Here is a 25123-nt window from a genome sequence, read left to right on the forward strand (position 1 = left end):
TGTGATATCGTTTTATAATAATATTTTTTTGATAAAATAACAATAGTGATAATGATAATAATGTTGAATTAATCTTTTGCAAAACATTTAAAAAACAAACAATTAATTAATAATAAAAGAGCAAAATGAGGTTTTTAATTTGGAACAAACAAATAACATACATTTAATTTGGGGAAAACAAAGGTTTTTTCTAGAAAAAAAAATAAAAAAAATAATTAATATTTGCAAACAAAAACAATTAGATGTAGTTTATTATTGTATGCAAAAAGATCTTGTAACAGAGCTGCAAAAAGAACTACAAACCACTTCTTTGATTGAAAGCGCATGGAAAAAAGTAGTTTTGGTGGATCACAGTGAAATTTTATTTCAAAAAAAACCTCAAGAAATGGCTTTTTTAATTTCTTATTTACAAAATCCTTACAACAATTTAGATTTATATTTTTTTGCAGAAAAAATAACTAAAGCATCTGAAGTTCAAAAAATTTGGGAAAAATATTGTCTTTGCAAAACGACAAATAGTTTGGAGAAAAAAGATTTTTTTAAATATATCATGGAAGTTTTTCAAAAAGATGGTTTTCAAATTGATACCAAAGCTATACAAGAATTAGTGAGTAAAACTAACTATAATCTTTATTTATTGCATCAAGAAATAACAAAAATCAAATTATTTCAATCAAATGATAAAAATATAACTTGGCAATTGGTGCAAAAAATCAATGCTTTTAAAGAAAATGACAATATTTTTGGATTAATTAATCTTTTTTTAAAACAAAATTATATTGATGCTTATCAAATGTATAAAACCTTAAAAACGCAAAAAATCAATGCTTTTCATGTTATAAATCAATTAACTCATAAAATTAAAGAATTGTTATTGGTAAAAGAAATGTTGCAACAAAAAAAAAGCCCAGAAGAAGTGCAAAAAGTTTTGCCAGTTTCACAAGGCAAAGTATTTTTTTTAATGAAAGAAGCAAAATTGATTGAAAAGCAAAAATTAAATACACTGTTTTTAGATTTAATAGAATTAGAATATCAAATTAAAATGGGTGCTGTAAATAAAGATATCGGTTTGGAAATGTTTTTATTGGGTAAGCAAAAGGTTTTTTTGTAATTTGAAAACTAAGCATATAACTTACAATTTTTTGACGATCACAAAGGTTTTAAGATTTGTAAAATTTCTTCTTGAGTAATTGTTCCTTGCCTTAAAATAACTGGTTGAAAGGTGGTTAGATCAACAATAGTTGAAGATGTTTTTAAAATCGGGTGATAGTTTTGATAAATTAAGGCGACTTTATTGTGATAAATATTAAAAATAGTTTGGTAATCATTTAGTGGAGGATGATTGCTTTGATTAACAGAAGTGGTCTTTAAAGGACCATTTTTTTTTAAAATTTCCAAAGCTAAAGGATGATTGGGGATTCTTACTCCTAAAGTTTTTGCCTTTGTTTTAGAAAAATATTTCAAAGTGGTAGGCAGAATTAAAGTTAAAGGGCCTGGCCAAAAATGCAGAGATAATTTAAGGCTTTGGGGACTAAATTGGACCAATTTTTTTGCTTGTTGTAAAGATGCACACAAAACAACAATACTTTTATTTAAAGGTCTTTTTTTAATTTGATAAATGCAATTGAGTCCTTTTTTATCATATAATTTAGCGCCCATACCATAAACTGTATCGGTTGGAAAAATAATAATATCTTTTGGTTTCAAAATAATTCCTTTATTTATCTTTATTTATCTTAAACTGGTTTTTTTAATTGAATTGTTTTGATTTTGGTTTTTTAAAAAAGAAATTGCATCAAAACTAACTTTGGGCAAGTTGTTCTTTTTGAGCTTCATGAATCAAAGGTTCAATAACTAAATCGAGTTTACCTTCCATAATAATATCTAATTTTTGTAAAGTAAGTCCAATTCTGTGATCTGTTATACGATTTTGGGGGTAATTGTATGTTCTTATTTTTTCGCTTCTTTCACCAGTTCCTACTAAATTTTTTCTGTGTTTGTTTTCTTCTTCTTGTTTAGTGGTTAACATTTGATTATAAATGCGTGTTTTTAAAAGAGTAAATGCTTTATCTTTGTTTTCGTGCTGGCTTTTTCCTTCTTGACAAGCAACACTAATTCCCGAAGGTATATGAGTAAGTCTAACAGCTGATTTAGTGGTGTTTACTGATTGTCCACCAGGTCCGCTAGAATTAAAAGTGTCGGTGCGAATGTCATGCCAATCAATTTTTAATTCTAATTCTTCTGCTTCGGGAACTACTAAAACAACAGCAGTAGAAGTGTGAATTCGCCCTTGGGCTTCGGTAGCAGGAACACGTTGTACGCGATGCACACCTGATTCATATTTTAAAAAAGAATAAATATTTTGTCCAGAAATTAAAAGTTCTACGGAAGAAAGACCGCCTTTAATGCTGGGATTTAGATTGAGGATTTCGACTTTCCATTTTTTGCTTTCGGCGTATTTAACATAGGTTCGTAATAAATCAGCTGCAAAAAGATTCGCTTCGTTGCCACCAGCTGCACCTTTAATTTCTAAGACAACATTTTTTTTATCAAAAGGATCTTGGGGTAAGAGCAAAATTTTTAATTTATCTAAGGTAGTTTTTTTTTCTAACAAAATATTATCTTTTTCTTGGTGTGCTAAAAGCAATAATTCTTGATCTTGTTGGGTTTCTAAAATGGTCTGTATTTGAGTAAATTCGGTTTCTAAATTTAAGTATCGGTTAAAAAGTTCTACTGTGGGTTCTAATTTTGATAAATTTTTTAAAATGTCAATTTTTTGGTTTATGTTTTGTTCGTTTAACAAAAGTTTTTGTAAATCTTGATATTTTTGTTTTATTATTTTTAATCTGTCAAGCATATTTACCTCTTTGTTTTTTAAAAAAGAATGGGGGGTTAAAAAAATATTTTAATCAATCAAAATGCTTTTTTATTCATTTATATTAGGTTCGATTTCTGAAAAAAACATATGATCAAAATCAAGTATAAATTCTCTAATACCAATTGATCCTTGACGATTTTTGGCAATAATAACTTGGGTGTGTCCAGAAGAATCGGGTTTTTTGTCCTTTTCATAATAACCTTCTCGGTACAAAAACATTACAATATCGGCGTCTTGTTCAATTGAACCTGAATCTCTGAGGTCAGCCAAAATGGGACGTTTGTCTTCTCTTTTTTCTACATCCCTTGATAATTGTGAAAGGGCAATAACAGGAATTTTTAATTCACGTGCCATTTGTTTTAAACTTTGAGAAATTTCTGCTACTTCTTCTTGACGGTTTTGTTTATTAGTTTTGCGGATAAGTTGCAAATAATCTATCATTACAATATCAAGTTTGTTTTGACTTTTAAGTTTGCGACATTTAGCTTTAATATCTAAAATATTTACTGTAGCTGAATCATCAAAATAAATATTTAGATCATCCATTTTTTCCATTGATATTTCTAACAAAAATTTTTCTTCTCTGTTTGTGTTACCCAATTGAATTTTTTTGTGCTGTATTTTTGATTGAGTGCTTAACATGCGCATAGCTAATTGTTCGTTTGACATTTCTAAACTAAAAATAGCAATATGAGGGGATTGATAATTGTGTTTGGGATTTGCAATTCTGAGAGCTAAATTAAGCATAAAAGTACTTTTTCCCATGGAAGGACGAGCAGCTAAAATAATAAATTCTTCGGGCTTAAATCCTAAAGTAATATTGTTGAGATTATCATATCCAGTGGAAAGACCTACTAAATCTTTATGGCGTTTGGCAAGAATATTTTTTTCTTTAGTTTCTTTTAACAAAATTTTTAATTTTAATAATTCACTGGTTTTTTTGTTTTTAGTTAAATTAAAGATTTTTTCTTCTGAAAAATCCAAATATTCTTGGACATCAATGTTTTCGTATCCTTTTTGTGCTAATGAAGTGACAGTTTCGATAATTTCTCTTTTTAAAGCAGTTTCCTTAATTAAATCAATATAGGTTTCTATATGTTGAGTAGAAGGCATCAAATCAGATAATTCATTTAAATAATCGATATTTCCTATTTGTTGTAATAATTTTTCATTGTCTAAAATAGCACTTACTGAATAATAATCAATTTGTTTGTTGGTTTCATGCAAAGTTTTCATTGCTCTAAAAATATGTTGGTGATGAGAGTTGTAAAAGTCAGTTTCTGCAATCATATCTAAGGTAAAAGCTATTTTTTCAGGGTTTAAAAGTAAAGCTCCTAACAAAGCACGTTCTGCTTCAGGACTTGAAGGAGTATTTTTAGAATAATTGGTCATTTGCTTTTTCTTTCAGTCACATTAAGGAAAAAAGTAGCCTTAATTTGATCAGTTAGAAAAACATCAACAGGATAAATACCAATAGCAATGATTTCGCCTTCTAAAGATATTTTTTTGCGGTCAAGAGTAATATTATGAACTTTTAAAAATTCTTCAGCAATTTGTTTGAGAGTAATTTTTCCATAAATTTTTCCTTTAGGTCCTAATTGAATATCTAGAGTAATTTTTTTGTCATCAATTTCTTGTTTTAATTTATGCATTAAAAGTTCGTAATTACGTTTTTGTTCTTGTTCTAACATTTGGGATTGTTTAATTGCAGCTAAATTGGTTTTGTCTGCTAAAAGAGCTTTTTTATTTTGAATTAAAAAATTGCCATAACCATTATTAACTTTAATAATTTCGTGTTTTTTTCCTTTATTAGGAATGTCAGTTAACAAAATAATTTCCATATTCTTTTCACCTTTTTCATATTCTAATTTTAAAAAATGTTTTAAAGTGTCTGTAACTGTTTTGATATTAGTTCCTTCTAATTGAGTAGCAGCGCTATTGAGATGTCCTCCACCTTCCATTTGTTCCATGATAGTTTGAACGTTAATTTCATTGTAAGAACGAGCACTAATTGCTATTTTATTATCTGCTATTTGAGCTATCATAAAGGCAGCATCAACGTTGCGAATGTTTAGAACACTTTCTGCCACTTGAGCTAAAAAAGAACGATTTTCATAAATTTCAGAACTTTGAATAATAGCAAATCTATCCATAAAAATTTCCATTTCAGAAATCAGTTTATTAATTTCTAAAACTTTATCAAAGTCTTTACGTAACCAACTTTTAACCTCAATTGCATCAGCGCCTAAATCTTTTAATTTGGAAGCTACTTCAAAAGTTCTAGAACTTGTACGATAAATAAAAGCGTTAGTGTCAATTAAAATACCTGCATACATAATGCTTGCTTCAAAAGCAGTAATGTGGACTTCTTTTTCCAAAAATCCCATAACTTCAACAAGCAATTCAACAGTTGAAGAAGCAGATGATTCGACGTAAGAAAAAATAGAAGGAATAATTTCTTCGGTAGCACGGTGGTGATCAACAACTACAATATTGGACGTTAGTGACAAAAGTTCGGGACTATTTACCATATCTTTAGTTTGAGTATCCAAAACTGCAATTAAGGAATTGTCTTTAATCATTTTGGAGGATTGTTGGGTTGTAATAATATTTAGAGATGTTTTTGCCTCAGTTTTAATTAATTGATGATAAACAGGAATGAGGCTTTTGTCTAATTTTTCTTCATCAAGGATAATATAATTGTTGCTTTCAGGATGGATAGTGGTTGCAATTTTGTAAAAAGCAATGACAGAACCCAAAGCATCAAGGTCGGTGTGAGTGTGTCCCATGATAAAACAATGGGGGTGTTTTTTCAAAATATCGACCAAATTTTGGGCATTAATACGGGCATGAACTTTGGATTGTTTACTTAAAGAAGCAATTTTGGCACCAAAATATTTAATTTTTTTATTTTCAATATTAACAACTACTTGATCGCCACCCCTTTTTTGGGCTAATTCAATTGCATTTTGACTGTAGGTAGCCAGTTTTTCATATGACAAATTCCAACAAGCAATTCCCATAGAAAGAGTAACTTTTAATTGATATTTGTAAGAAATGTTGCGGATGGTATCCAAAATACTAAATTTATTTTCTAACATTTTATCTAAGTTTTGGCGGTTAAGAAGAAGTAAAAAACGGTCGTCTATCAATTGTTTTAAATAACCTTCATAAGGTTCGATGTAATCAGATAAAGCACTTAAATATTCACCTTGTATTTGTGATTGTTCTGAAAGATCATAACGAATTAAGGATTCTGCTAAATTATCAAAAGCAATCATGGCAAGAGCTAAGGTTTTTTGTAAAAATAAATGTTTGATTTGTTCTTTTTCGGTAGCATCAAACAAGTAAAAAACATTTAAATCTTTTTTATAAAAACATTCAAATTTTTGGTTTTCCAAAGTGATAATAGTTTTGGGGATTGCATCAGAAGTGCTTATTAGTTGTGCCATATTTTCATTAATTTGAGCTAAGGGCGAATTGATTTCAGGATTTTTCAAAATAAAACTGGCGTAAGGATTGAGCCACTGAATTTCTTGACTAGAAACATCAATTAAAACAATACCAATAGGAAGTTCATTAAGTACTTCTTCTCCAATTTGACTTACGTGAAAAGATAATTTAGACCATAAAGAAAGTTTGTTTTTTAATCTTTTAATTTGGGCGTTTTTTTTAATGTGAAGCAAAAAACTGATAACAAAGGATGCTAAAATGATTTTTCCAAAAAAGTTAAAAATGAAAAAAATGATTTTACGACGCATACCACTCATTTCGTTGGCAGTATTTTGGCTTGGGTTTTGATTGTTGGTTAATTGATTAATTGTTTCGATAATTTCTTGGATATTTTGGAAATCCAAACAAAAAAGAATTAAAATTAAAACAACAATTACACAAGCAATTACAATAAATTTTGTGTTATGTTTATTTTTAGAAAACATAATTTTTTTGCCCTCATTTGCATTTAAATAATTAGATAAATTTGGTTTTTAATATTTGCAATTAATAAAAAAAACAGGATGCAACACCTGTTTTTATTGTTGGATAAAAGGAATTAAAGCCATATGGCGAGCTCTTTTAATAGCAATTGCCAATTGACGTTGCCATTTAGCAGAAGTATTTGTTACTCTTCTAGAAAGAATTCTTCCACGGTCAGTAATAAATCTTTGTAAAAGCTCTATGTCTTTAAAATCAATTTTAGTTACTTTGTTTTCAGTAAAAAAACAAACTTTGCGACGTTTTTTAAAAGTATTTTTTTTATTATTGAATTTCATTTGTAGCTCCTTTTGAAATTGAAAATATTTATTGTTGTTTGGTTTGGTTCGCTTGTATTTAATGTTTTTGTTTTAAGATTTGATTGTGATATTTGTTTATTATTTTATATCAGTTAATTTAAGAATTGTTTTTAATTTTAGAAATTGTCATAAGCATTATCAGGATTTTTTTTAGATTCTAAGAATTGGACATTGTTACAAACAACACTAGTTTGCCAATTAGTTACACCGTCTTTTTCCCAAGTTTCTACTCTAATGTTTCCTTCAACACCTATTAAAGCACCTTTAGAAATATATTTTTCTAAATTTTCAGCTTGTTTACCAAAAACAGTACAATTGATAAAATCAGTTTTTTTTTCGCTAGAAGCACTTACAATTCTATTAACTGCCAAAGTAAATTTAACAACATAAGTGCCACTATTAGTATTTTTTAGTTCTGGGTCTTTGGTAATGCGACCTACTAAAATAACTTTATTAATCATATGAATTAAACTCCTTATTCTTTATCTTTGATAAAGATAAATCTAATAATTTCTTCAGTAATTTTAACAATACGATTAAATTCTAAAACAGCATCATTATCTGCTTTTACCATTAACCAATTGTAATATCCTTTTTTATGATTATCAATAAGATAAGCTAGGTCTTTTAATCCTATTTCGTTTTGTTCCAAAATTTGATTTGGGGCTTGTAAAAAAACATTTTGCAAAGTGTCATTAATTTTTTTAACGTCTTTGCTGTCTAAATTGGGGCGTAAAATATACATTATTTCGTATTTTTTCATTTTTTTCTCCTTATGGCCTACGCGGTCTTTATCTCTAAATTGTAAAGACAAGGAATAAGCATTTTATTTTATAATTTATAAGACATTAATATTATAACAAAAAAAAAAAATTTTGAGTTAATTAGATGACAAAACTTTAATATTTATAGGTTTTTTATTTGGATAAGGTAATAAAAAAATAAAAAAAGTAATTTTAAAGTTGGGAATTTTTATAAAAATGAAATAAGATGTGAATAAAATTGATGAAAAATAAATAATTTGTTGTTTTATTAAGTGTTGTTTTTTAGTTAAAATAAAAGTTTATTCAAAAATAAAAACAAAAGGAACTTATAAAGAAAATTGGTATGATAAAATACCTTTATCAAATAAAAAATGGTTTTGGATAAGTGTTTTTATTGTATCTCAATTAGTAGAAATATATTTAGATTCTCAAAATAGTAAAATAATTTTTTGAAAACTTTCAAAATAACATAATAATAAATAAAATATTAAAAGATCAAATTACTTATTAAAAATAAATAATTTGATCTTTTTTTTGTTCTTTATAATTAAATCTTATCTGAAGTTTCTTTTTGATGTTGAATTAATTTTTGTTTTTTTAATTTATGATTATCAATAGCTTGATTATAAACTTCTAAAACATTAGTTACAAAAGTCTTTTGAGTATATAAATTAACTGATTTTTGAGCTTGATATGATAATTGTTTAAAATTATCTGGATTTTGATATAAGGAAGTAAGAATTGTAATTAATTGTTCTTGGTTATGATAAAAAAATCCATTTTGTTCATGTTTAATTACTCCTTCTAATGCTTGATCAAAACGCACTACACAAGGCAAAGAAGCAGCTAGTGCTTCAATATATGTAAGTCCTTGAGTTTCAAATAAAGATGCATTAATAAAGACATTTCCTAATTGATAATAAATTCCTAACTTATCATAAGCAACAAATCCTAAAAAAATGATTTTATCATCTAAATTAAGTTTTTTGGCTTTTTTTTCTAAATTTTTTCTTTCAGGTCCATCACCAATAATTAAAAATTTACTTTTGGGATTTTGAAGGTGAAAAGAAGTAAAAGCATCCATCAAATAATCAATTTCTTTTTCAGCAGATATTCTTCCTACATAAAGACATACAAAAGAATCTTTAAGTCCTAATTGTTGTTTTAATAAAAAAACTTTTTCTGATGAATGATTGTGACAATAAAATTTTTCTAAATTAAAACCTGTTGGAACAATTTGATAATTGATTTTAGAAGTATCATTAACTTTATTATAATAGCGATTTTCTAAAAAATACAACACTTTTTTAGTAGGTAAAATATTGACATCACTATTAAAAATAAATTTAGTAAAAAGATAGTCTACATATTTTAAAATGGGTTTTTTAAAACATTTAACAATAAAAGATTTTTGAGTATCAAAAAAGGCAACATACATTGTGTGTGTTGTATAAACTAAAGGCAAATTTAATTTTTGTTTAGCTAAAAGCCCTAAAGAACCTACTCCAAATTCAGTATGAACATGAATTACATCTAAATTAAGGGCTTTGATTTTAAAAAGATGTTTTTTATAACTTAAAACCCAACGATGATCTTTAAAAATTTTAAAAGGCAATGGCATTCCTTTAATTCTTATTACGCGAGAGTCTTTTTCTTGTTTGACTTTTGGACAGTTAGTTGTAATAATATAGACTTCATGTCCCAAAGCTTCTAAACCTTCTCTTAGAGAATCACAAGAAACAACAACACCACTAATTAAAGGTTTATATGAATCGGTAAAAATTCCTATTTTCAAGCAAAAAACCTCCTTATTATTGTCATTGTTATACTTTTTTATCTTAATGAAAACATAGCAAATTGTAATAGTAATAACAACAAAAATAAAAAAATAAATTTATATTTTTTAATAACTAAAAAGTTGAAATAATTAGGGAATAAGGAAAAATAATAAAAAGGGTAAAAATAATTAATTATGGTTATTGTTTTCTTTATTAGTTTTTATCGCTTCTTTATAAATTTGGATCATTTTAGAAGCAAAACTTGTTTGATCATAATTAAGTATTGAGTTTTTGGCATTCATAGACATTGTTTTAGTTTTTTTATTATCATTGTATAAAAGACTTAAATAATTGATTAATTCTTCTTTTTGATGATAAAAAAAACCATTATTTCCATTATCAATTAAACCATCTAATGCTTGATCGTGTCTAGCTAACAAAACCAAAGAAGATGCCATCGCTTCTACAAAAGTTAAACCTTGAGTCTCAAATAAAGAAGCACTCAAAAAACAATTTCCCAATTGATAATAAATTCCTAAATTATCATAAGGGACAAATCCCAAAAACAAAACATTATTTTCGATTTGTAATTGTTTTACTTGTTTTTGAAGAGCTTTTTTTTCAGGACCATCTCCAACAATCACAAATTTACTTTGAGGATGATTTTGACAAAAAGAAGCAAAAGCACTAATCAAATAAGAAATGTCTTTTTCAGGCGACAACCTACCTACATAAAGACAAACAAAATCATTTACTAAATTAAATTTAACTTTTAAAGCTTGAATTTCTTCTAAAGAGTGGTTTTGGGAATAAAATTGTTCTAAATTGATTCCTGTAGGAACAACATTATATTTTCCTTTGATATTGTAATCTTTTTCTAATAAAGTTAAAATTTTATGAGTAGGAACAATTGTAGAATGTGTTTTGGAAATAAATTTTTTTAAAGCTTTTCTATTAGCTAATATAAAAAATAATTTAAATATTTTTATTCCAATATTTTTGCTTTTATTAAAAAAATATTCGTGCATGGTGTTCATAGTATAAACGGATGGTATATTTAATTTTTGAGAAGCATAAATACCTAATTTACCCATAGGAAATTCAGTGTGAATATGGATAATATCTAAATTAAGATCTTTTACAAGAGATAAATATTTTTTGAACCTCAATACTACACGATGACCTTCAATACCTTTAAAAGGTATTGGTATTCCTTTAATTCTTATTATTGAAGCATCTTTTTCTTCATAATTCTTAGGTCCTTGAGGAGTAATTATATAAATTTTATGTCCTAATTTTTCTAAACTATCTTTATGAGATTTAACAGAGATAGGAATACCTCCAATAATTGGTAAGTATGTATCAGTAAAAAAACCTATTTTCATTTTTGACCCCTCTTTAAGTTTTTTAAAGTTGTGTAAATTAAATTTGATGTTTTTAAAATATTAAAAAAATGAATTACTTCTGAGGCAAAATATAGAGACCCTGTAATTAACAATAAATCTTTACAATTTTGAGTTTGGTTTTGTTGTAAAAAATCCTTCAATTTGTCTTGCCAATCAAAAACTTTTGTAATTCTTTGTGGAGCAATAAACAAATATTTTTGTACTAATTCAATACTATTTGGATGATTAAAGGTTGTTAAATAAATGTGGGCTTTGGGAATTTTTAATAATTGGTACAACATAGAAACTACATTTTTGTTTTCCAAAGCAGAAAATAAAATAGAAATGCGGTAGTTACTAAATTGTTTGATTGTTGTTTGGACTAATTTTCTTATGGCATGCACATTGTGAGCACCATCTAAAATAATTAAAGGAGTTGAATTTAGTTTTTGCATTCTGGCTGGAATTTGAGTTTTGCTAATGCCTGTAAAAACATTTTGTTCTAAGAAAGGAAATTTTTTTAGCTGACAAAATAAATAATAAAGTTTGATTGCCATTGCAGCATTTTCAGGTTGATATTTTCCTATTAAAGGAGTTTTGATGGCTTTTATTGTGATTTGTTTTGTTTTAAAATTAAAACATTCTTGCCAAGTTTGCATTCCTAAATAAGTTATGTTGTAATCTTTTTTGAATTTATAAATGGGAGTTTTGTTTTTTATGGCTTGTTGTTCAATAACTAACAAAGCTTTTTGAGAAATATTTCCTGTAACTAAGGGAATTTTGGGTTTAATAATTCCTGCTTTTTGAAAAGCAATTTCTTTAAGAGTTTTTCCTAAAATATGTTCGTGATCTTTGCCAATGGTAGTAATTCCAGTTAGGATGGGGTAAATAACATTGGTACTGTCTAAAAGACCTCCCAAACCTACTTCAATTACACAAACATCAACTTTTTTATGATAAAAATAATCAAAAGCAATAGCGGTGATAATTTCAAACGGAGTAATGCTAAATAAAGCAGAATTGGGACTTGCTTGGTCTACTAACTTTTTAATTTTACGAACCCAAATTATTAAATCATTACAAGAAATAGTCTCGCCATTAATTTTAATTCTTTCATTGTAATTTTGAATATGAGGAGAAGTAAAAGTTCCTACTTTGGAACAACTTTGTTGCAATAAAGAACTTAAATAATTAACAGTTGAACCTTTGCCGTTAGTACCTGCAATATGAATCATAGCTAATTTTTTTTCAGGATGATGTAATAATTTTAACAAAGCCAAAACACGCAAAAGTCCTAAATGCATGCCTAAAATTTCTCTTTTTTCAATCCACAAAATAGCTTCTTTTATGTTATTTATTTCAGTAATCATTTTCATTTTCCGTTTGTCTGCATTTATTTATATTTAGGATTTCTTTGATATTATTAAATTTTTTAAATTACTAAATGTTTGATAGAATGTATTTGTTTAAGGTGTTTTTTAAATTTTTTTGTTTTTTTGAATTTTTAATATCTATTGTAAATTTGTTTTTATTAGTTTTTTATTAACTTATTTTGAACTACATAATAAATTAAAATTGTAAATACAAATTTATTATACCACAAAAAATATTGCAAAAATAAGGTTCAAAGGCAAAATAAGGATAAATTATTACTTAGTAAAATAAAGTAAGCAAAAAAATAAATATTAATTTGACTAAATAAATAAAATAGTTAGAGTCAATAAAAATCATATTTTAAAAAAAGAAACTTTCAAAAATATAAAAATGTTATAATATTATTGTCATACTTTTAAATAATTTTTTAAAAACAACATTATACTAACAAGAAATAAAAAAATTATTAAAAATAAAAAAGGATTAAAAAAATAAGTAAAAGTTTTTCTAAATTAATCAAATATTATTTATCTAAAAATTAAAAAACAATATTATAAAGGATTTTTTATGTTTATGTATAAAAATAATTTAGATACAAATACAAACGGAAAAGCAAAAAATGTTTTTTCAAAAAAGTTTTTAGTTTATGTGCCTTTAATTATTTCTTGTATCACTTCTCTTTTGGCTATTTATACAATTTCATATGATAAAAATAAAAGAAATTTTTTTACTTTAGGTTTATTCACAAGACAAAACACATTATCAGTGAATATCTTTTTACTCTTATCTTTAAATAATAAATTTAAAAAATCAAAATATTACCTTTATTTAAGTTTTGTTTGTTTGATTAATTGTTTAATAGTGATGTTTTTTTGTTTAATTGAAACAAAAACAGGTACTTTGCAAATTAATTATTTTTTTGAACACAAAATTTTATCTTTGGTGTTTATATTTTATTATTTTTTCCGAAACAAAAGCATAATAAAATTAAAAAAAAATTATGTAGGAATAATATATCCTTTGATTTATTTTTTAATAATGTTTATACTTATAAAAATTGATAATGAAAGGTTAAATCCTTATTCGAGAGAAATAACAAAATATGAAATTAACGAGTTTATGTTATTGTTTTATGCTTTTCTAACTTCTATAATGATATTAATAATTAGTTTCTATACAATTATTTTAAAAAATAAAATCATCAAAAATAATGATATTGTAGTTATCAAAAAATATAAAAGGTGGTTTTATTTTTTAAGTATTTTGGTTCTTTCTTTTTTTGTTTTCTTTAATTTTATAAAATAATTTATTTTTATTATTTTTTTATATCGTTTTTTTAATTCTTAATAAATTATCATTATAAAATCCAATATTATAAATAAAAAAAACAACAGGAGTTTAAATTATTAAAAATGGAAAAACAAACTTTAAAAAGAAACAATTTAGAAAAAAAAGAAACAAATAGTAAAAATAAATATCTTAAAAAATATATATTATGGTTTTTATTTATTGTTTTAATTCAACACATAACTTGGTTTGGTTCTTTATATATAATTGAAAAGAATAAAAATGGTTTTTTTAAAACAATTATTCGAATTAAAGAAGGTGGTAATGAAGAAACTAATAATTATTGGGTAAAAATATTAAATTTAAATATTAATGGAAGCAGTGGATTCCCTAGTTGGGAATTTTCTAAATATTTTATTTATATTTATATCATAAGCTGCTGGTGGTGGTTTTTAATTGCTCCTTATTTGATATATAAACATTTAGATAAAAAAATAATATTTCAATTATTCATTTCTTATTTTATAATTTTAGCTATTAGTTTTATTTTATTTTTTGTTTTCCCAGTTCAAATGTTGGATAAGTTTTTATTTAAGGAAAACAAAAGTTTTGTAGATTTTTTAATTCAAAATTTATATAAATATGATTATCTTCATCTTAATAATTTACCAAGTTTTCATGTTAGTTTAAGTTGGTTATGTTATATTGGTTTTCGCCAAAAAAATAAAAAGAAAATCCCTAAAATATTAAATTATGGACAATTATTTTGTGCTATTTTAGTTTTTATTTCTACTTTTGTTTTAAAACAACATTATATAATGGATGGAATAATTGCAATTATTTTAGTAGAAACTACTTTCTTTTTAGTTGGTAAAAAAATGAATAACATTAAAAAAGACTATCAATTAAGATAATTTTTTGTCAATAAATTACCTATAATAACCAAAATAGAAATAAATTTAGAATTGCTGATCACTTTTTTACAAAAAAAGTTATAATGCTTAGTTTCTAATAAAATACACAGGTAAAAGAATTAAAGTTTTGGTTTTGGAAAAACCAAAATTATTTATTACCACCATTATAACATGATAAAAAACAAGATAGTACGGATTATATAATTAAAATCTAATTATGAACATTTTCAGTATAATAATTTTGTTCTATATTTTGTATATTATAATAAGAATTTGGATGGTTTGTCAAACACTCTTTAATTTCTTATAATATATATCCAGCTATTTTCAAATCAAATGATCTATATTCAGCATTCATTAATTCTTTCAAAGAAAAACCATTATTTTTCAAATATTGTGCTGGATATTTAGCATTTTTAAAATCTTTTGTATCATAACCTGCATCTTTTAATTCTTGAAAAGGAATAAATGTTTTATTTTTCAATGGATTTGGTGTTTCATATTTGTATCCTAAATCATCAAGTGTATATCCCGCTTCTTTAATTTGTTGAAAAGTAAAACCTGTTTCTTTTAATTTAGGAGGATTTATATATATTGGTGTTTCTTTTATTTCTTGTATGCTAATGCCACCTTTGGCAAAATCTTTCAGATTATAATTATATAATTGCATTTCTTGCAAAGTAAAACCAACTTTATCTTTTAAATCTCTTGCACTAAATTGTTTTAAATAAAAAAACTTTCTGTTTGAGGATCTAAATTTTTTATTTCTTCCAAACTATAACCTGATTTATTTAATTTTTTTAAACTAAATTTTCTATTAATTGAGGAAGTTGGTAACCAATTTCTTTAAAATCTTCTACATTAAAACCTTCTTTTACCAATTCTTTGTCTTCATAATCCCTTTTTTGTCTTAAATAACTTATAGTATATATTTGTTTTCCTTCATTATTTTTAATATATTTAAGATCAAAAGCACCAAACAATGGTTTTAATTGTTCTAAAATTTGTTTATAAGAAAGACCTTTTTTCAATTAAATGTTTTAAAGCATATCCTACTTTTTTTATTTTTTATTTTACTTTTATTTCTACTTCTTTATCTTTAAATTGTTTAATTTTATATGTTTTTACAATTAACAAAAACCCACCTAAAAATAAAATAATATTTAAAACGATAAAAGAATATGTTATATATTTAGTTTCTTTTAATTTTATTATTAATGTAGACATTTTATTATTTCCTTTCTTCATCATAATCTTTTAATTGTTCTTTGCTAAAAAGACCACTTTTTAATAATTCATCTCTACTAAAATCTAAATTTTTTAATTGTTCTTTTTCTAAATATTTTTCTAAATCGCTAATTTTTTTTCATCTAATAAATAAATTTACTTTTTGATCTGATTCTTGTTCTGTATCTCTTTTATTTTGTTGTGTAAATTTAAAATATGAAACTCCTAAAAAAATAATCACTACAAATAAACACAATATTAAAATATTAAAAGGAGTTATTTTGGATTTAATATCTTTTACTTTAAAATTTAATTTAAACTTCATATTTGCTCCTATTTTGTTTTTTATAAATATAATTATAATAAAAATAAAAAGATAATTTATAACCTTTATGATAATTATACCATTTTTTATTACTATTAATATTTATATAAATAAATTTACTTAATAAAATTATAATTACTTAGTATTTTTATTGCAAAAAAAACAAGTAAAATAAAAGTAAGGGATAAAATATTTTTTAAAAAAGAAAACAATTTTCAAAAGGAAGCAAGGAATAAAATAATATGAATCAAAATGTAAAAAAAATATTAACTATTTTTATTTATTGCTGCTTTTTGAGTGTTTGTAGTTTTCTTTTATATCAATATTTTAAAAAACCAAACAAATTGCCATCCCAAATAAAAACAAAACCAACCAAACCATCTGAACAAAAACCATCAAAAAATAAACCATCATCTTCTAGTTTAGAGATAACAACTTTTTGGAAAGATCCAAAACCAGAAACAAAACAAAATACAAATACATTAAATACATTTGAAAGTAATCGCAAAGAGATTACCCAAATTCAATTTGATAGAATTGTTGAAGAAATATTAAATGATTTAAAAAGCATGTCATGGGATAATTGTGTAGCTAAATATGAAACAAGAAATGAAAAAAACATATTTCCAAACATTGAAAGAGAGTATAGTTCATTTTTAACTTGGAGCAAAGAAAAAGTAACAGAAGATAACGAAAATTATAACCAACAAAATAAACAAAATATATTACAACAATGCATTAAAAACCTTAAAAAAGAAATTGAAAAAGAACTAAAAGAAATATATTGGTTTAAATATTAAATCATTTGTAGTAATTAATAAATAACTGTTTCATTTATTTAGACAATTAAAATTAACACTGTTCTTTTTATTATCTTGCCATTATATAACAATATCAATCATTTTCCAAAGGAATAGGCAGAATTAAATGAATAGAACTATCTTTTTCCAAAGTAGTAATAATAAATGGTTTTAAGGGATTATCAAAATAAAAAACTACTTCTTTAACTGATAAAACTTTTAAAACATCTTCTAAATATTTAGCATTAAAAGCAATTTGGAAACTATTTGCACTAACTTTTAAAGGAATAATTTTTTCCAAAGCAGTTCCCAAACTTTCACTAGAAGAAGAAATTTCAATTGAATTTTGTTTAGTTAAAATAAATTTAATAACATTAGTATTTATTTGTTCTTTGGAAAACAACAATGAAACTCTTTCTAAGGCTTTCATTAAATCATCTTTATTTAAATGAATAGAAAAAGGAAAATTTGTAAGTTTAATTTCTTGAATTTGGGGATAATTTCCTTCTAAAAGTGAAGTTTGAAACCATAAATTATCAATTTCTAAAAAGATTTTTTGAGTATCAGAATAAATTTTTAAATATTTACTTTGACAATGTTCTAATATTTTACTTAATTCTTCTAAACTTTTATTAGGAATAACAATATTAAAATTGTGATATTCAATATCTAGATTGATTTTTTTTTGACTCATTCGAAAAGAATCAGTAGCACAAGCTTTTAAAAGGTTGTTTTGATAAATCAAGTTAAGTCCCATTAAAATAGGTCTTTTTTCATTTTTAGAAGTAGAAATATTTATTTCTTTAATCATATTTTTTAAAAAATGAGTTTCAATTTGAAAAGAATCTAATTTTTGGAAAGAAAAATCAAGTTCTAAAAAATCACAAACATCCATTAATTTTAATTTATATTCACAAAAACTAGTTTTAATTACTAAAAAATTATTTTCCATTACAGTAATTTTAATTAAAGAATCACTAATTTTTTTAATTATTTCAATAAAATATCTCCCTAAACAAGCAATTTTACCTTGTTTTTTAATTTTTAAACTTTCATCTTTAATTTCTATTTTAATTGCAATATTGCCATTATTAGCTTCTAAAATTAAGTTATTTTCTTGTGTTTGGATTTTGAGAGCATTAAAAATAGGGAAAAAATTTTTTTGGGGTAAAATTTTTTGTATTTTTAAAAGTTGTTCCAAAAAAATATCTTTATTAATTTCTAAATACATTTATTAAACCTCATTTATCTTTTTGTTGTAGTAATTATTTTATATCTTTATTATTTATTTTATATCTTTATTAATTTTATTATTAATATTTTATATAATGACATTTAAACACGTTTAAAGTTATTTTAATTGATGTTTAACTTACTTTTAATAATTTATATTACAATTTCAAAAACAGACTAAAATAAGTTAAAAATCATCGAATAATTAAAAGATACTTTTTTAAAATATAGATAATTTATTAATTCATTTTTAATTTAATTATTATTCAATTTTATTCAATTCATTTATTATTTAATTCATTTATTAAGAATTAATTTTTTTCAAAATAAGTTCTAAAGATTTTTTTAATTCATAATCACTTTGAGAATTTTTTTTAATTTTTTGATAAGCTTTAAAAACTGCAGAATGGTTTCTTTTGAAAAAACTACCAACAATATTATAAGGAATATCTTTTAATTCTTTGATTAAATACATAGCAATATGACGCGGTAAAGTATATTTTTGTTGTCTTTTTTTACTCATTAAATCACGAACTGAAATATTGAAAAAATTGCTAACAACTGATTTGATTTTTTCCAAAACATCCTCATCATAAGAAACACTTTTTTTGCTTTTAATCAAAAGTTCTAAAGCTTCATTGGCAATATTAATATCAATATCATAGCCAAAAGTTTGGGCATAATTCAACAATCTTAATAAAGCTCCTTCCATTTCACGAACATTATTAACAAAAGAAGAAGCAATCAAATCAAGGACATCTTTTTTTATTTTCAAATGATTTTGTGGTTCAAATTCTAATATTTTCTTTTTCAAAATATTGAGACGATGATTAAAATCAGGACTTTGAATATCAACCATAAGACCAGCTTCAAAACGTGAAGTTAATCTACTCATAATATTTTTTAGTTCTGAGGCTTGTTTATCACTTGTAATTACAATTTGTTTTTGGTTTAAATAAAGATAATCAAATAATTTAAAAAACTCCATTTGAGTTCTTGTAGCACCTGCCATAATTTGGATATCATCAACTAATAAAAGATCAATATCACGGTATTTTTCGTTGAAATCCTCCATTTTGGATTTTCTTAATTGGTTGGTAAATTCTTCAATAAATCCGTCAGCTTTTACATATAGAACTTTTTTGGTTGAATGTGTTTTTTTCAAAATATGATTTCCGATTGCCTGAATTAGATGGGTTTTTCCGATTCCTGCTTTTCCAAAAATATATAGCGGATTGGTAGTTACTTTTTTTTCTTCAGCAATTTTTTTGGCAATTTTAAAGGCAAAATTGTTACTTTTTCCCACAACAAAATTATCAAAACTATACTTGGGATTGGTATTTCCATAATTGTATTTATTAAAACTTATTTTTCTATTTTCAATTTCAACATTTGTGTCATTATCAGTTTTAGTTTTGATTTGTTCTTTTTCAATTGTTTCAAAATATTTATTATTTTGGAATTCATCATTATTTTCATTATTTTCAATTTTGGAAAAATAATTTTGATTCTCATTTTCTAATTTTTCTTTAAGATTTTCAAAATGCTTTTTTTCATCATCAAAATTACTATTTTTTTGATTTTTTTCTGAAACAAATTCAATTATAATTTTTTCTTCAAATTTTAATTTAGTTATTTTTTTGATTTTTTCAAAATACATTTTATATATTTTATTCTTAATAAATTCAGTTTCTACTGAAATTATAATTTTTTCTTCAATTTGTTTTATTTTTTTAATATTGGAAAATGTTTCTTTAAAAACTTCATCACTGTAAATTTTTGATAGTTCATTTAAAATTATTTCCCAAATTTTATTATAATTATTCATTTTGATATTACCTTTAGTATTTTATTTTAATTATTTTTTTATTTTTTATATTATTTTTTATTAAATTATTATTATTATGAAGCACATTTTTTGTTCCTAATTCTAAAAAAAATAGCTTTTAACTTTATTTTTCCTCAAATTAAGGAAAAATTTATTAACATTTTAGGAACTATTTTTAACAGTTTGGAAACATTTTATTTTTAACAACTATTTTTAAAACTTTTTTGCTTTCACGTTTTTTCTAGAAAAAATAAAATTATTCAATAAAATAATAACATAAAAAGCCACAGTTTTTAGGAACAAAAAAAATAACTTTTTCCTAACTTTGAAAAACCTTTCTTTTTAAAAAAGAAGGAACAATTTTAGAAAAAATTAACTTTTATTTTAATCTTTTTCTAAGTTAGTTTTTTACAACTAAAAATTAATTTTTTTTAAAACTTAGGAAAATTTTTTAAAACTTAGGAACATTTAAATCTATTTTTTCCTAACTTTTATTTTTATTTTATTTTTACTTTGTTATTGTTTTTTTATTCTAATTTATTGCGTTTTTTTCAAAAAAATATCAAAATATAACTTAAAAATGATAAAATAAATTTGTAATTGTTTTTAATTCTTTCAATTCTTTTTGGGTTATTTTTATTTTGAGTGTCTTTTTTAAAAAATTTTTATTATTTTTAGACAATTTTTATAATCTTTTTTTACTTTTTTAATTAAGATCTATTAATTTCCTAAAACTTTTAAAATTTTCAATTTTTTATTATATATCGCTATTTTAATTAAAAAAATAAACAAAAAAATTATTTTTCATATTACTAATTCTAATACTTTTTGCCTCTCTTTTTTTATTTTTTGCTTCGATATTATTTTTTCCTCCGATTCTTTTTCTTTAAATTTCTTTTTCTTCTTATTTTAATCCCCCTTTTTTCTATTTCCATTTACATTTTTTTAATTCATATTCGTTTCATTTCACTTTTTTATTTACAACAAAATATTACAACATTAAATAAAAACAAAGGATTAGTAAATTACAATGAAAATTTCTATCAAAGATATTTTCCAAAAACCAGAGTTATTTTATCAAAAAAAAATAGTATTAAATGGTTGGGTTAGAAATTGTCGTTATCAAAAAAAATTAATTTTTATCGATTTAAATGATGGTACTTTTCTGGAAAATTTACAAATTATTTGTAAAGAAACCAAAACCAAAAACATCGAAATCGCCGCCGAAATTACCGAATTTCATGAAAACCAAAAAGTCAACACCAACAACGAATCTCCAAATAACATTAATTTAGAAAAATTAAAAGAAATGTTGCAAATTGGGGCTTCTTTGCAAGTGGAAGGCATTCTAAAAGCAACCAACAATCCCCAAACGCCTTTTGAAATTAGTGCCCAAAATGTTTCTCTTTTAGGCGCAAGTGATTTTTCTTATCCGCTTCAACCCAAAAAACATTCTAAGGTTTTTTTGAGACAAATATCTCATCTAAGAATGCGCACCAAACTTTTTGGAGCAGTTTTTCGCATTAGAAATACCGCTTTTTTTGCCCTGCACAGTTTTTTTCAAAAAAAAGGTTTTTTTCACATCAACACCCCCATTATCACTGCTAATGATGGCGAAGGCGCGGGTGAATTATTTCAACTTACAACCCTTAATTTAGAAGCTTTGCCACAAACAAAAAACGTTTCAAACGCTTCCAAACTTGCCGATGAGACTACCAGCAAAAATGAAATTGATTATCAAAAAGATTTTTTTGGCAAAAAAGTTTTTTTAACAGTAACAGGTCAACTAGAAGCAGAAGCGATGGCTTTGGGTTTGAATAAAGTCTATACTTTTGGTCCTACTTTTAGAGCTGAAAAATCAAATACTCCAAGACATGCTGCTGAATTTTGGATGTTAGAACCTGAAATGGCTTTTTGCAATTTATCTCAAAATTTAAAAGTCGCCCAAGAAATGTTACAATTTGTTATTGCTAAATGTTTAGAACAAAATTATCAAGATATAGAATTTTTGGATAAGACAGAAAAAAACGGTTTAATTGAAGAATTAAAAAACATCGCTGAAGAAAAAGAATTTTTGACAGTAAAATATGAACAAGCTTTAGAAATTTTGCAAAAAAGCAACACCAAATTTGAAAACCCCCTTTTTTATGGCGCTGATTTGGCAACCGAACACGAAAAATATTTAACCGAAACACATTTTAAAAAACCAGTTTTTATTGTTGATTGGCCCAAAGAAATTAAAGCTTTTTATATGAAAAATAATCCCGATCAAAAAACAGTAGCTGCGATGGATCTTTTAGTTCCTCGTGTCGGAGAATTAATTGGCGGATCGCAAAGAGAAGAAAATTTATCAGTTTTAATTGAAAAAATGAACCAAATGAAAATTCCTCAAAAAGATTTGGAATGGTATTTAGATTTACGCCGTTTTGGGGGATGCATTCATTCAGGTTTTGGCTTAGGATTTGAAAGACTACTAATTTTTTTAACAGGATTAGATAATATTCGTGATGTAATTGCTTTTCCAAGAACTTATCATAATTTAATTTTTTAAGTTTAATTAATAGTATCGTTTTTTATTTATCAATTTCCAAGAACTTTAAAACTTTTTAACCTTTTTTAAATATTTTTTAACTCTAAAATGTTTTTCTAAAACATTTTTTTATTTTTTGTTGGGAATTTCGCTTTTACTTATTTTTAAAAAACAAAAAAATTGCAAAATCATATTTAATATTTTTTAAACATTTATAAAATTTTATAAAATTCAAAAAAGTAAACAAAAGTCCAAAAATAAAAAAATCACCAATAATTAAAAAATGATTAAATTCATCTAAAAGATAAAAACCAAAAATCAAAAAACCAAAAACAATAAAAAAAGTTAAAAATAATAAAATCAAAATAATAAAACCAAAACCAAATCAAACTAAACCAAAATCACAAACACAAACACAAAATTAAAAGCCAAAAAGCTAAAAATAAGGAATACAAAAAATGGGTATAAAATTAGAACAAGTTTCTAAAATTTTCATCGATAAACAAACTAAAAAAGAAACTTATGCTGTAAAAAAAATTGACATCAACATTCCTAAAGGAAAATTGGTAAGTCTTTTAGGTACTTCGGGTTGTGGCAAATCGACTACTCTTTACATGATTGCAGGGCTTCATCCTATTTCGACTGGAAAAATATTTTTTGGCGACAAAGATGTCACTAACCTGCCTATTGAAAAAAGAGGTATTGGTTTAGTTTTCCAAAATTACGCTCTATATCCTCATATGACAGTTAGACAAAATATTTCCTTTCCACTGGAAAATCTAAAATTTGCGCGCGACATTATTGTGCAAAAAGTAGAAGAAATTGCCAATTTAGTGGGAATTGCCGATCATTTAGACAAAAAACCTCAGCAACTTTCAGGCGGACAACAACAACGAGTAGCAATTGCAAGAGCCTTAGTAAAAGAACCTCAAGTTTTGCTTTTAGATGAGCCCTTATCCAACTTAGATGCAGGGTTACGCCTCAAAACTAGAGAAGAAATTAGAAGAATCCAACGAAAAACTGGAATCACTGCTATTTTTGTTACACACGACCAAGAAGAAGCAATGTCTATTAGTGATGAAATTTGCTTAATGAATAAAGGACAAATCCAACAAAAAGGCGCTCCTCAAGAAGTTTATGCCAATCCTAACAACTTGTTTGTTGCCAAATTTTTAGGCAATCCGCTTATCTCTATTTTTGAAGGAAAAATTACTTTTGGAAAAGTAACTATTGGAGATTCACTTCTTTTTGATTTTTCTTCTAACAAAACTTTAAAAAACCTAAATCAAGAAATCTATGTAGCCATTCGTCCCGAAGGTTATTGGTTTGACACAAACGGTAATTTTGAAATCGAACCTCTCTTTTTAGAAAATATGGGAAGAAACCTAATGATGTTAGCAAGACATCCGCAAGCTGTTAAAAACACTTTCCACCTTGTCTTTGATGAAAAAAGTAAAGATATTATTTTTCCCCAAGGATTTGTTGCCAAGAAAAAAATTAGATTCCAAATTAAAGAAAATAAGTGTTTTCTTTTTGATAAAAAAACCGAAAATAGGATTTTTTAAATGTCATTGCTAAAAAAACTTTTCCATCACAATTCCACTAAATATCCCAAACATAATCATTGGTATTATTTGGCGCCTGCCTTAATTCTTATGGTTTTATTTAATTTTTATCCTTTGGTAAAAACACTTTTTATTTCTTTGGATATTAGATATAATAAATTTGCAGACACATTTTCTTATTCGTTTAATTTTTCTAATTACACTACTACTTTTTGTGATCCTGATTTTAGAACTGCACTTTTTAACACTTTTTTACTGGTGTTTGTTGCTGTTCCTATTTCTATTTTTTTGTCTTTAATGATTGCCTTAGCACTTAACAGTGTTTATAATCGTTTTTTAAAAAATATCTTTCAAACCATTTTTTTCCTCCCTTATTTAACAAATCCTGTTATTATGGGAATGGTTTTTGCAGTCCTTTTTTATCACAATAGTTTTGGCATCCAAACGCGCCCTGAAGGTTTTTTTAATTCTTTTTTTGGGCTCCAACAAAATTGGATTAACATTGCAGCTCCTTATTCGTATAAAATGTTTGTTTTAATTTTTTATGTAGTGTGGAAATCCCTTCCCTTCCAAATTTTAATTTTTAGTGTGGGATTAAAAAACATTAGTAAAGATTATTACGATGCTGCCAGAATTGACGGCGCTTCTAAAATAACTATTTTTAGAAAAATTACTCTTCCTCTACTTGCTCCTACTATTTTTTATCAACTTATTATTGCAATAATTCAAGTTTTTAAAGAATATGAATCTGTTATTGGAGTTTTTGGTAATTCCGATGTTACTAAGGTAAATACTGTGGTAGGCTATATTTATCAACAATTAGAAGGAACTTTAATATATTCTTATTCCAGAGGCGCTGCAGCCACTGTTATTTTGCTTTTAATTTCTATTCTTTTTACTGCCATTAATTTTTTCTTTTTTGAAAAGAAATTAAATGAATAAA

Annotated in this window: 21 protein-coding genes and 1 pseudogene; 6 read left to right on the top strand and 16 right to left on the bottom strand. The window is 24.6% G+C overall.

The genetic code is table 11. The annotated features are described in order from the left end of the window. Nucleotides 1-139 precede the first annotated feature (139 nt). The gene (gene holA / locus BHE82_RS00475) at nt 140-1111 is read left to right on the top strand and encodes a DNA polymerase III subunit delta (RefSeq protein WP_071345355.1); all 972 of its coding nucleotides are present in this window, start codon (nt 140-142) and stop codon (nt 1109-1111) included. 38 nt (nt 1112-1149) lie between these two features. On the opposite strand, the gene BHE82_RS00480 is transcribed toward holA, so the two are convergent. The 10 genes from BHE82_RS00480 to BHE82_RS00525 all read right to left on the bottom strand — a co-directional run bounded on the left by BHE82_RS00480 (nt 1150) and on the right by BHE82_RS00525 (nt 12467). After that, entirely contained in the window at nt 1150-1707 is a 558-nt protein-coding gene (locus BHE82_RS00480; RefSeq protein ID WP_084024624.1) for an L-threonylcarbamoyladenylate synthase, read from the bottom strand. 94 nt (nt 1708-1801) lie between these two features. After that, nucleotides 1802-2857 carry a peptide chain release factor 1 gene (gene prfA, locus BHE82_RS00485; RefSeq protein WP_071345356.1) on the bottom strand — a complete coding sequence of 352 codons (1056 nt, stop codon included), beginning with the start codon at nt 2855-2857 and terminating at the stop codon, nt 1802-1804. A 69-nt stretch (nt 2858-2926) separates the two neighbouring features. Continuing rightward, nucleotides 2927-4270, bottom strand: coding sequence for a replicative DNA helicase (dnaB, locus tag BHE82_RS00490; RefSeq protein ID WP_071345357.1), 1344 nt, complete (start codon nt 4268-4270; stop codon nt 2927-2929). Beyond that, entirely contained in the window at nt 4267-6816 is a 2550-nt protein-coding gene (gene rplI / locus BHE82_RS00495) for a 50S ribosomal protein L9 (RefSeq protein WP_071345358.1), read from the bottom strand. Before rplI ends, dnaB begins: the two co-directional genes overlap by 4 nt. Before the next feature lie 93 nt (nt 6817-6909). Next, nucleotides 6910-7149: a 30S ribosomal protein S18 gene (gene rpsR / locus BHE82_RS00500; protein ID WP_011160386.1), complete on the bottom strand. Its 240-nt coding sequence runs from the start codon at nt 7147-7149 to the stop codon at nt 6910-6912. A 137-nt stretch (nt 7150-7286) separates the two neighbouring features. Beyond that, entirely contained in the window at nt 7287-7631 is a 345-nt protein-coding gene (locus BHE82_RS00505; protein ID WP_011160385.1) for a single-stranded DNA-binding protein, read from the bottom strand. Nucleotides 7632-7645: 14 nt separating this feature from the next. Beyond that, on the bottom strand, nt 7646-7933 hold the full coding sequence (gene rpsF, locus BHE82_RS00510) for a 30S ribosomal protein S6 (protein ID WP_034172155.1): 288 nt from the start codon (nt 7931-7933) through the stop codon (nt 7646-7648). Between the two features lie 548 nt (nt 7934-8481). Next, on the bottom strand, nt 8482-9729 hold the full coding sequence (locus BHE82_RS00515) for a glycosyltransferase (RefSeq protein WP_071345359.1): 1248 nt from the start codon (nt 9727-9729) through the stop codon (nt 8482-8484). A gap of 171 nt (nt 9730-9900) precedes the next feature. Beyond that, on the bottom strand, nt 9901-11097 hold the full coding sequence (locus BHE82_RS00520) for a glycosyltransferase (RefSeq protein WP_071345360.1): 1197 nt from the start codon (nt 11095-11097) through the stop codon (nt 9901-9903). After that, nucleotides 11094-12467 (bottom strand): bifunctional folylpolyglutamate synthase/dihydrofolate synthase, encoded by a 1374-nt coding sequence (locus BHE82_RS00525; RefSeq protein ID WP_071345361.1) that lies wholly within the window; start codon nt 12465-12467, stop codon nt 11094-11096. Before BHE82_RS00525 ends, BHE82_RS00520 begins: the two co-directional genes overlap by 4 nt. 1416 nt (nt 12468-13883) lie before the next feature. Between BHE82_RS00525 and BHE82_RS00535 the strand changes: the two genes are divergently transcribed. Further along, nucleotides 13884-14672, top strand: coding sequence for a phosphatase PAP2 family protein (locus BHE82_RS00535; RefSeq protein WP_071345363.1), 789 nt, complete (start codon nt 13884-13886; stop codon nt 14670-14672). Between the two features lie 304 nt (nt 14673-14976). On the opposite strand, the pseudogene BHE82_RS00540 reads toward BHE82_RS00535, so the two are convergent. The 4 genes and pseudogenes from BHE82_RS00540 to BHE82_RS00550 all read right to left on the bottom strand — a co-directional run. Next, nucleotides 14977-15378 (bottom strand): annotated as a pseudogene (locus BHE82_RS00540) (hypothetical protein); the annotation flags it as partial. 94 nt (nt 15379-15472) lie between these two features. Further along, nucleotides 15473-15703, bottom strand: a complete 231-nt coding sequence (locus BHE82_RS00545; protein ID WP_071345365.1) for a hypothetical protein — start codon at nt 15701-15703, stop codon at nt 15473-15475. Between the two features lie 37 nt (nt 15704-15740). Next, nucleotides 15741-15899, bottom strand: coding sequence for a hypothetical protein (locus BHE82_RS03200; RefSeq protein ID WP_180365481.1), 159 nt, complete (start codon nt 15897-15899; stop codon nt 15741-15743). Between the two features lie 139 nt (nt 15900-16038). Further along, nucleotides 16039-16224, bottom strand: coding sequence for a hypothetical protein (locus BHE82_RS00550; protein WP_069027990.1), 186 nt, complete (start codon nt 16222-16224; stop codon nt 16039-16041). Between the two features lie 242 nt (nt 16225-16466). Between BHE82_RS00550 and BHE82_RS00555 the strand changes: the two genes are divergently transcribed. After that, nucleotides 16467-17024, top strand: coding sequence for a hypothetical protein (locus BHE82_RS00555; protein ID WP_071345366.1), 558 nt, complete (start codon nt 16467-16469; stop codon nt 17022-17024). Nucleotides 17025-17118: 94 nt separating this feature from the next. Here BHE82_RS00555 and dnaN read toward each other — a convergent pair whose 3' ends face one another. After that, complete coding sequence (gene dnaN / locus BHE82_RS00560) at nt 17119-18255, bottom strand: DNA polymerase III subunit beta (protein ID WP_071345367.1); 1137 nt, start codon at nt 18253-18255, stop codon at nt 17119-17121. A gap of 306 nt (nt 18256-18561) precedes the next feature. Beyond that, on the bottom strand, nt 18562-20085 hold the full coding sequence (gene dnaA / locus BHE82_RS00565; protein ID WP_071345368.1) for a chromosomal replication initiator protein DnaA: 1524 nt from the start codon (nt 20083-20085) through the stop codon (nt 18562-18564). Nucleotides 20086-21115: 1030 nt separating this feature from the next. On the opposite strand from dnaA, the gene asnS reads away from it, so the two are divergent. The 3 genes from asnS (at nt 21116) to BHE82_RS00585 (ending at nt 25122) form a co-directional block, all read left to right on the top strand. Then, the gene (asnS, locus tag BHE82_RS00570; RefSeq protein ID WP_071345369.1) at nt 21116-22636 is read left to right on the top strand and encodes an asparagine--tRNA ligase; all 1521 of its coding nucleotides are present in this window, start codon (nt 21116-21118) and stop codon (nt 22634-22636) included. A 437-nt stretch (nt 22637-23073) separates the two neighbouring features. Then, nucleotides 23074-24180: an ABC transporter ATP-binding protein gene (locus BHE82_RS00580; RefSeq protein ID WP_071345371.1), complete on the top strand. Its 1107-nt coding sequence runs from the start codon at nt 23074-23076 to the stop codon at nt 24178-24180. Beyond that, the gene (locus BHE82_RS00585; RefSeq protein WP_071345372.1) at nt 24181-25122 is read left to right on the top strand and encodes a carbohydrate ABC transporter permease; all 942 of its coding nucleotides are present in this window, start codon (nt 24181-24183) and stop codon (nt 25120-25122) included. Nucleotide 25123 lies beyond the last annotated feature (1 nt).

Source organism: Rice orange leaf phytoplasma, assembly GCF_001866375.1.
GTDB classification, from domain to species: Bacteria; Bacillota_I; Bacilli_A; order Acholeplasmatales; family Acholeplasmataceae; genus Phytoplasma; species Phytoplasma asteris.

Bases quoted from the DNA above. Each gene is read 5' to 3' on its own strand.
- prfA (WP_071345356.1), bottom strand. From the start codon at position 2,857: ATGCTTGACAGATTAAAAATAATAAAACAAAAATATCAAGATTTACAA.
- dnaB (WP_071345357.1), bottom strand. From the start codon at position 4,270: ATGACCAATTATTCTAAAAATACTCCTTCAAGTCCTGAAGCAGAACGT.
- rplI (WP_071345358.1), bottom strand. From the start codon at position 6,816: ATGTTTTCTAAAAATAAACATAACACAAAATTTATTGTAATTGCTTGT.
- rpsR (WP_011160386.1), bottom strand. From the start codon at position 7,149: ATGAAATTCAATAATAAAAAAAATACTTTTAAAAAACGTCGCAAAGTT.
- BHE82_RS00505 (WP_011160385.1), bottom strand. From the start codon at position 7,631: ATGATTAATAAAGTTATTTTAGTAGGTCGCATTACCAAAGACCCAGAA.
- rpsF (WP_034172155.1), bottom strand. From the start codon at position 7,933: ATGAAAAAATACGAAATAATGTATATTTTACGCCCCAATTTAGACAGC.
- BHE82_RS00520 (WP_071345360.1), bottom strand. From the start codon at position 11,097: ATGAAAATAGGTTTTTTTACTGATACATACTTACCAATTATTGGAGGT.
- BHE82_RS00525 (WP_071345361.1), bottom strand. From the start codon at position 12,467: ATGATTACTGAAATAAATAACATAAAAGAAGCTATTTTGTGGATTGAA.
- BHE82_RS00535 (WP_071345363.1), top strand. From the start codon at position 13,884: ATGGAAAAACAAACTTTAAAAAGAAACAATTTAGAAAAAAAAGAAACA.
- BHE82_RS03200 (WP_180365481.1), bottom strand. From the start codon at position 15,899: ATGTCTACATTAATAATAAAATTAAAAGAAACTAAATATATAACATAT.
- BHE82_RS00550 (WP_069027990.1), bottom strand. From the start codon at position 16,224: ATGAAGTTTAAATTAAATTTTAAAGTAAAAGATATTAAATCCAAAATA.
- BHE82_RS00555 (WP_071345366.1), top strand. From the start codon at position 16,467: ATGAATCAAAATGTAAAAAAAATATTAACTATTTTTATTTATTGCTGC.
- dnaN (WP_071345367.1), bottom strand. From the start codon at position 18,255: ATGTATTTAGAAATTAATAAAGATATTTTTTTGGAACAACTTTTAAAA.
- dnaA (WP_071345368.1), bottom strand. From the start codon at position 20,085: ATGAATAATTATAATAAAATTTGGGAAATAATTTTAAATGAACTATCA.
- asnS (WP_071345369.1), top strand. From the start codon at position 21,116: ATGAAAATTTCTATCAAAGATATTTTCCAAAAACCAGAGTTATTTTAT.
- BHE82_RS00580 (WP_071345371.1), top strand. From the start codon at position 23,074: ATGGGTATAAAATTAGAACAAGTTTCTAAAATTTTCATCGATAAACAA.
- BHE82_RS00585 (WP_071345372.1), top strand. From the start codon at position 24,181: ATGTCATTGCTAAAAAAACTTTTCCATCACAATTCCACTAAATATCCC.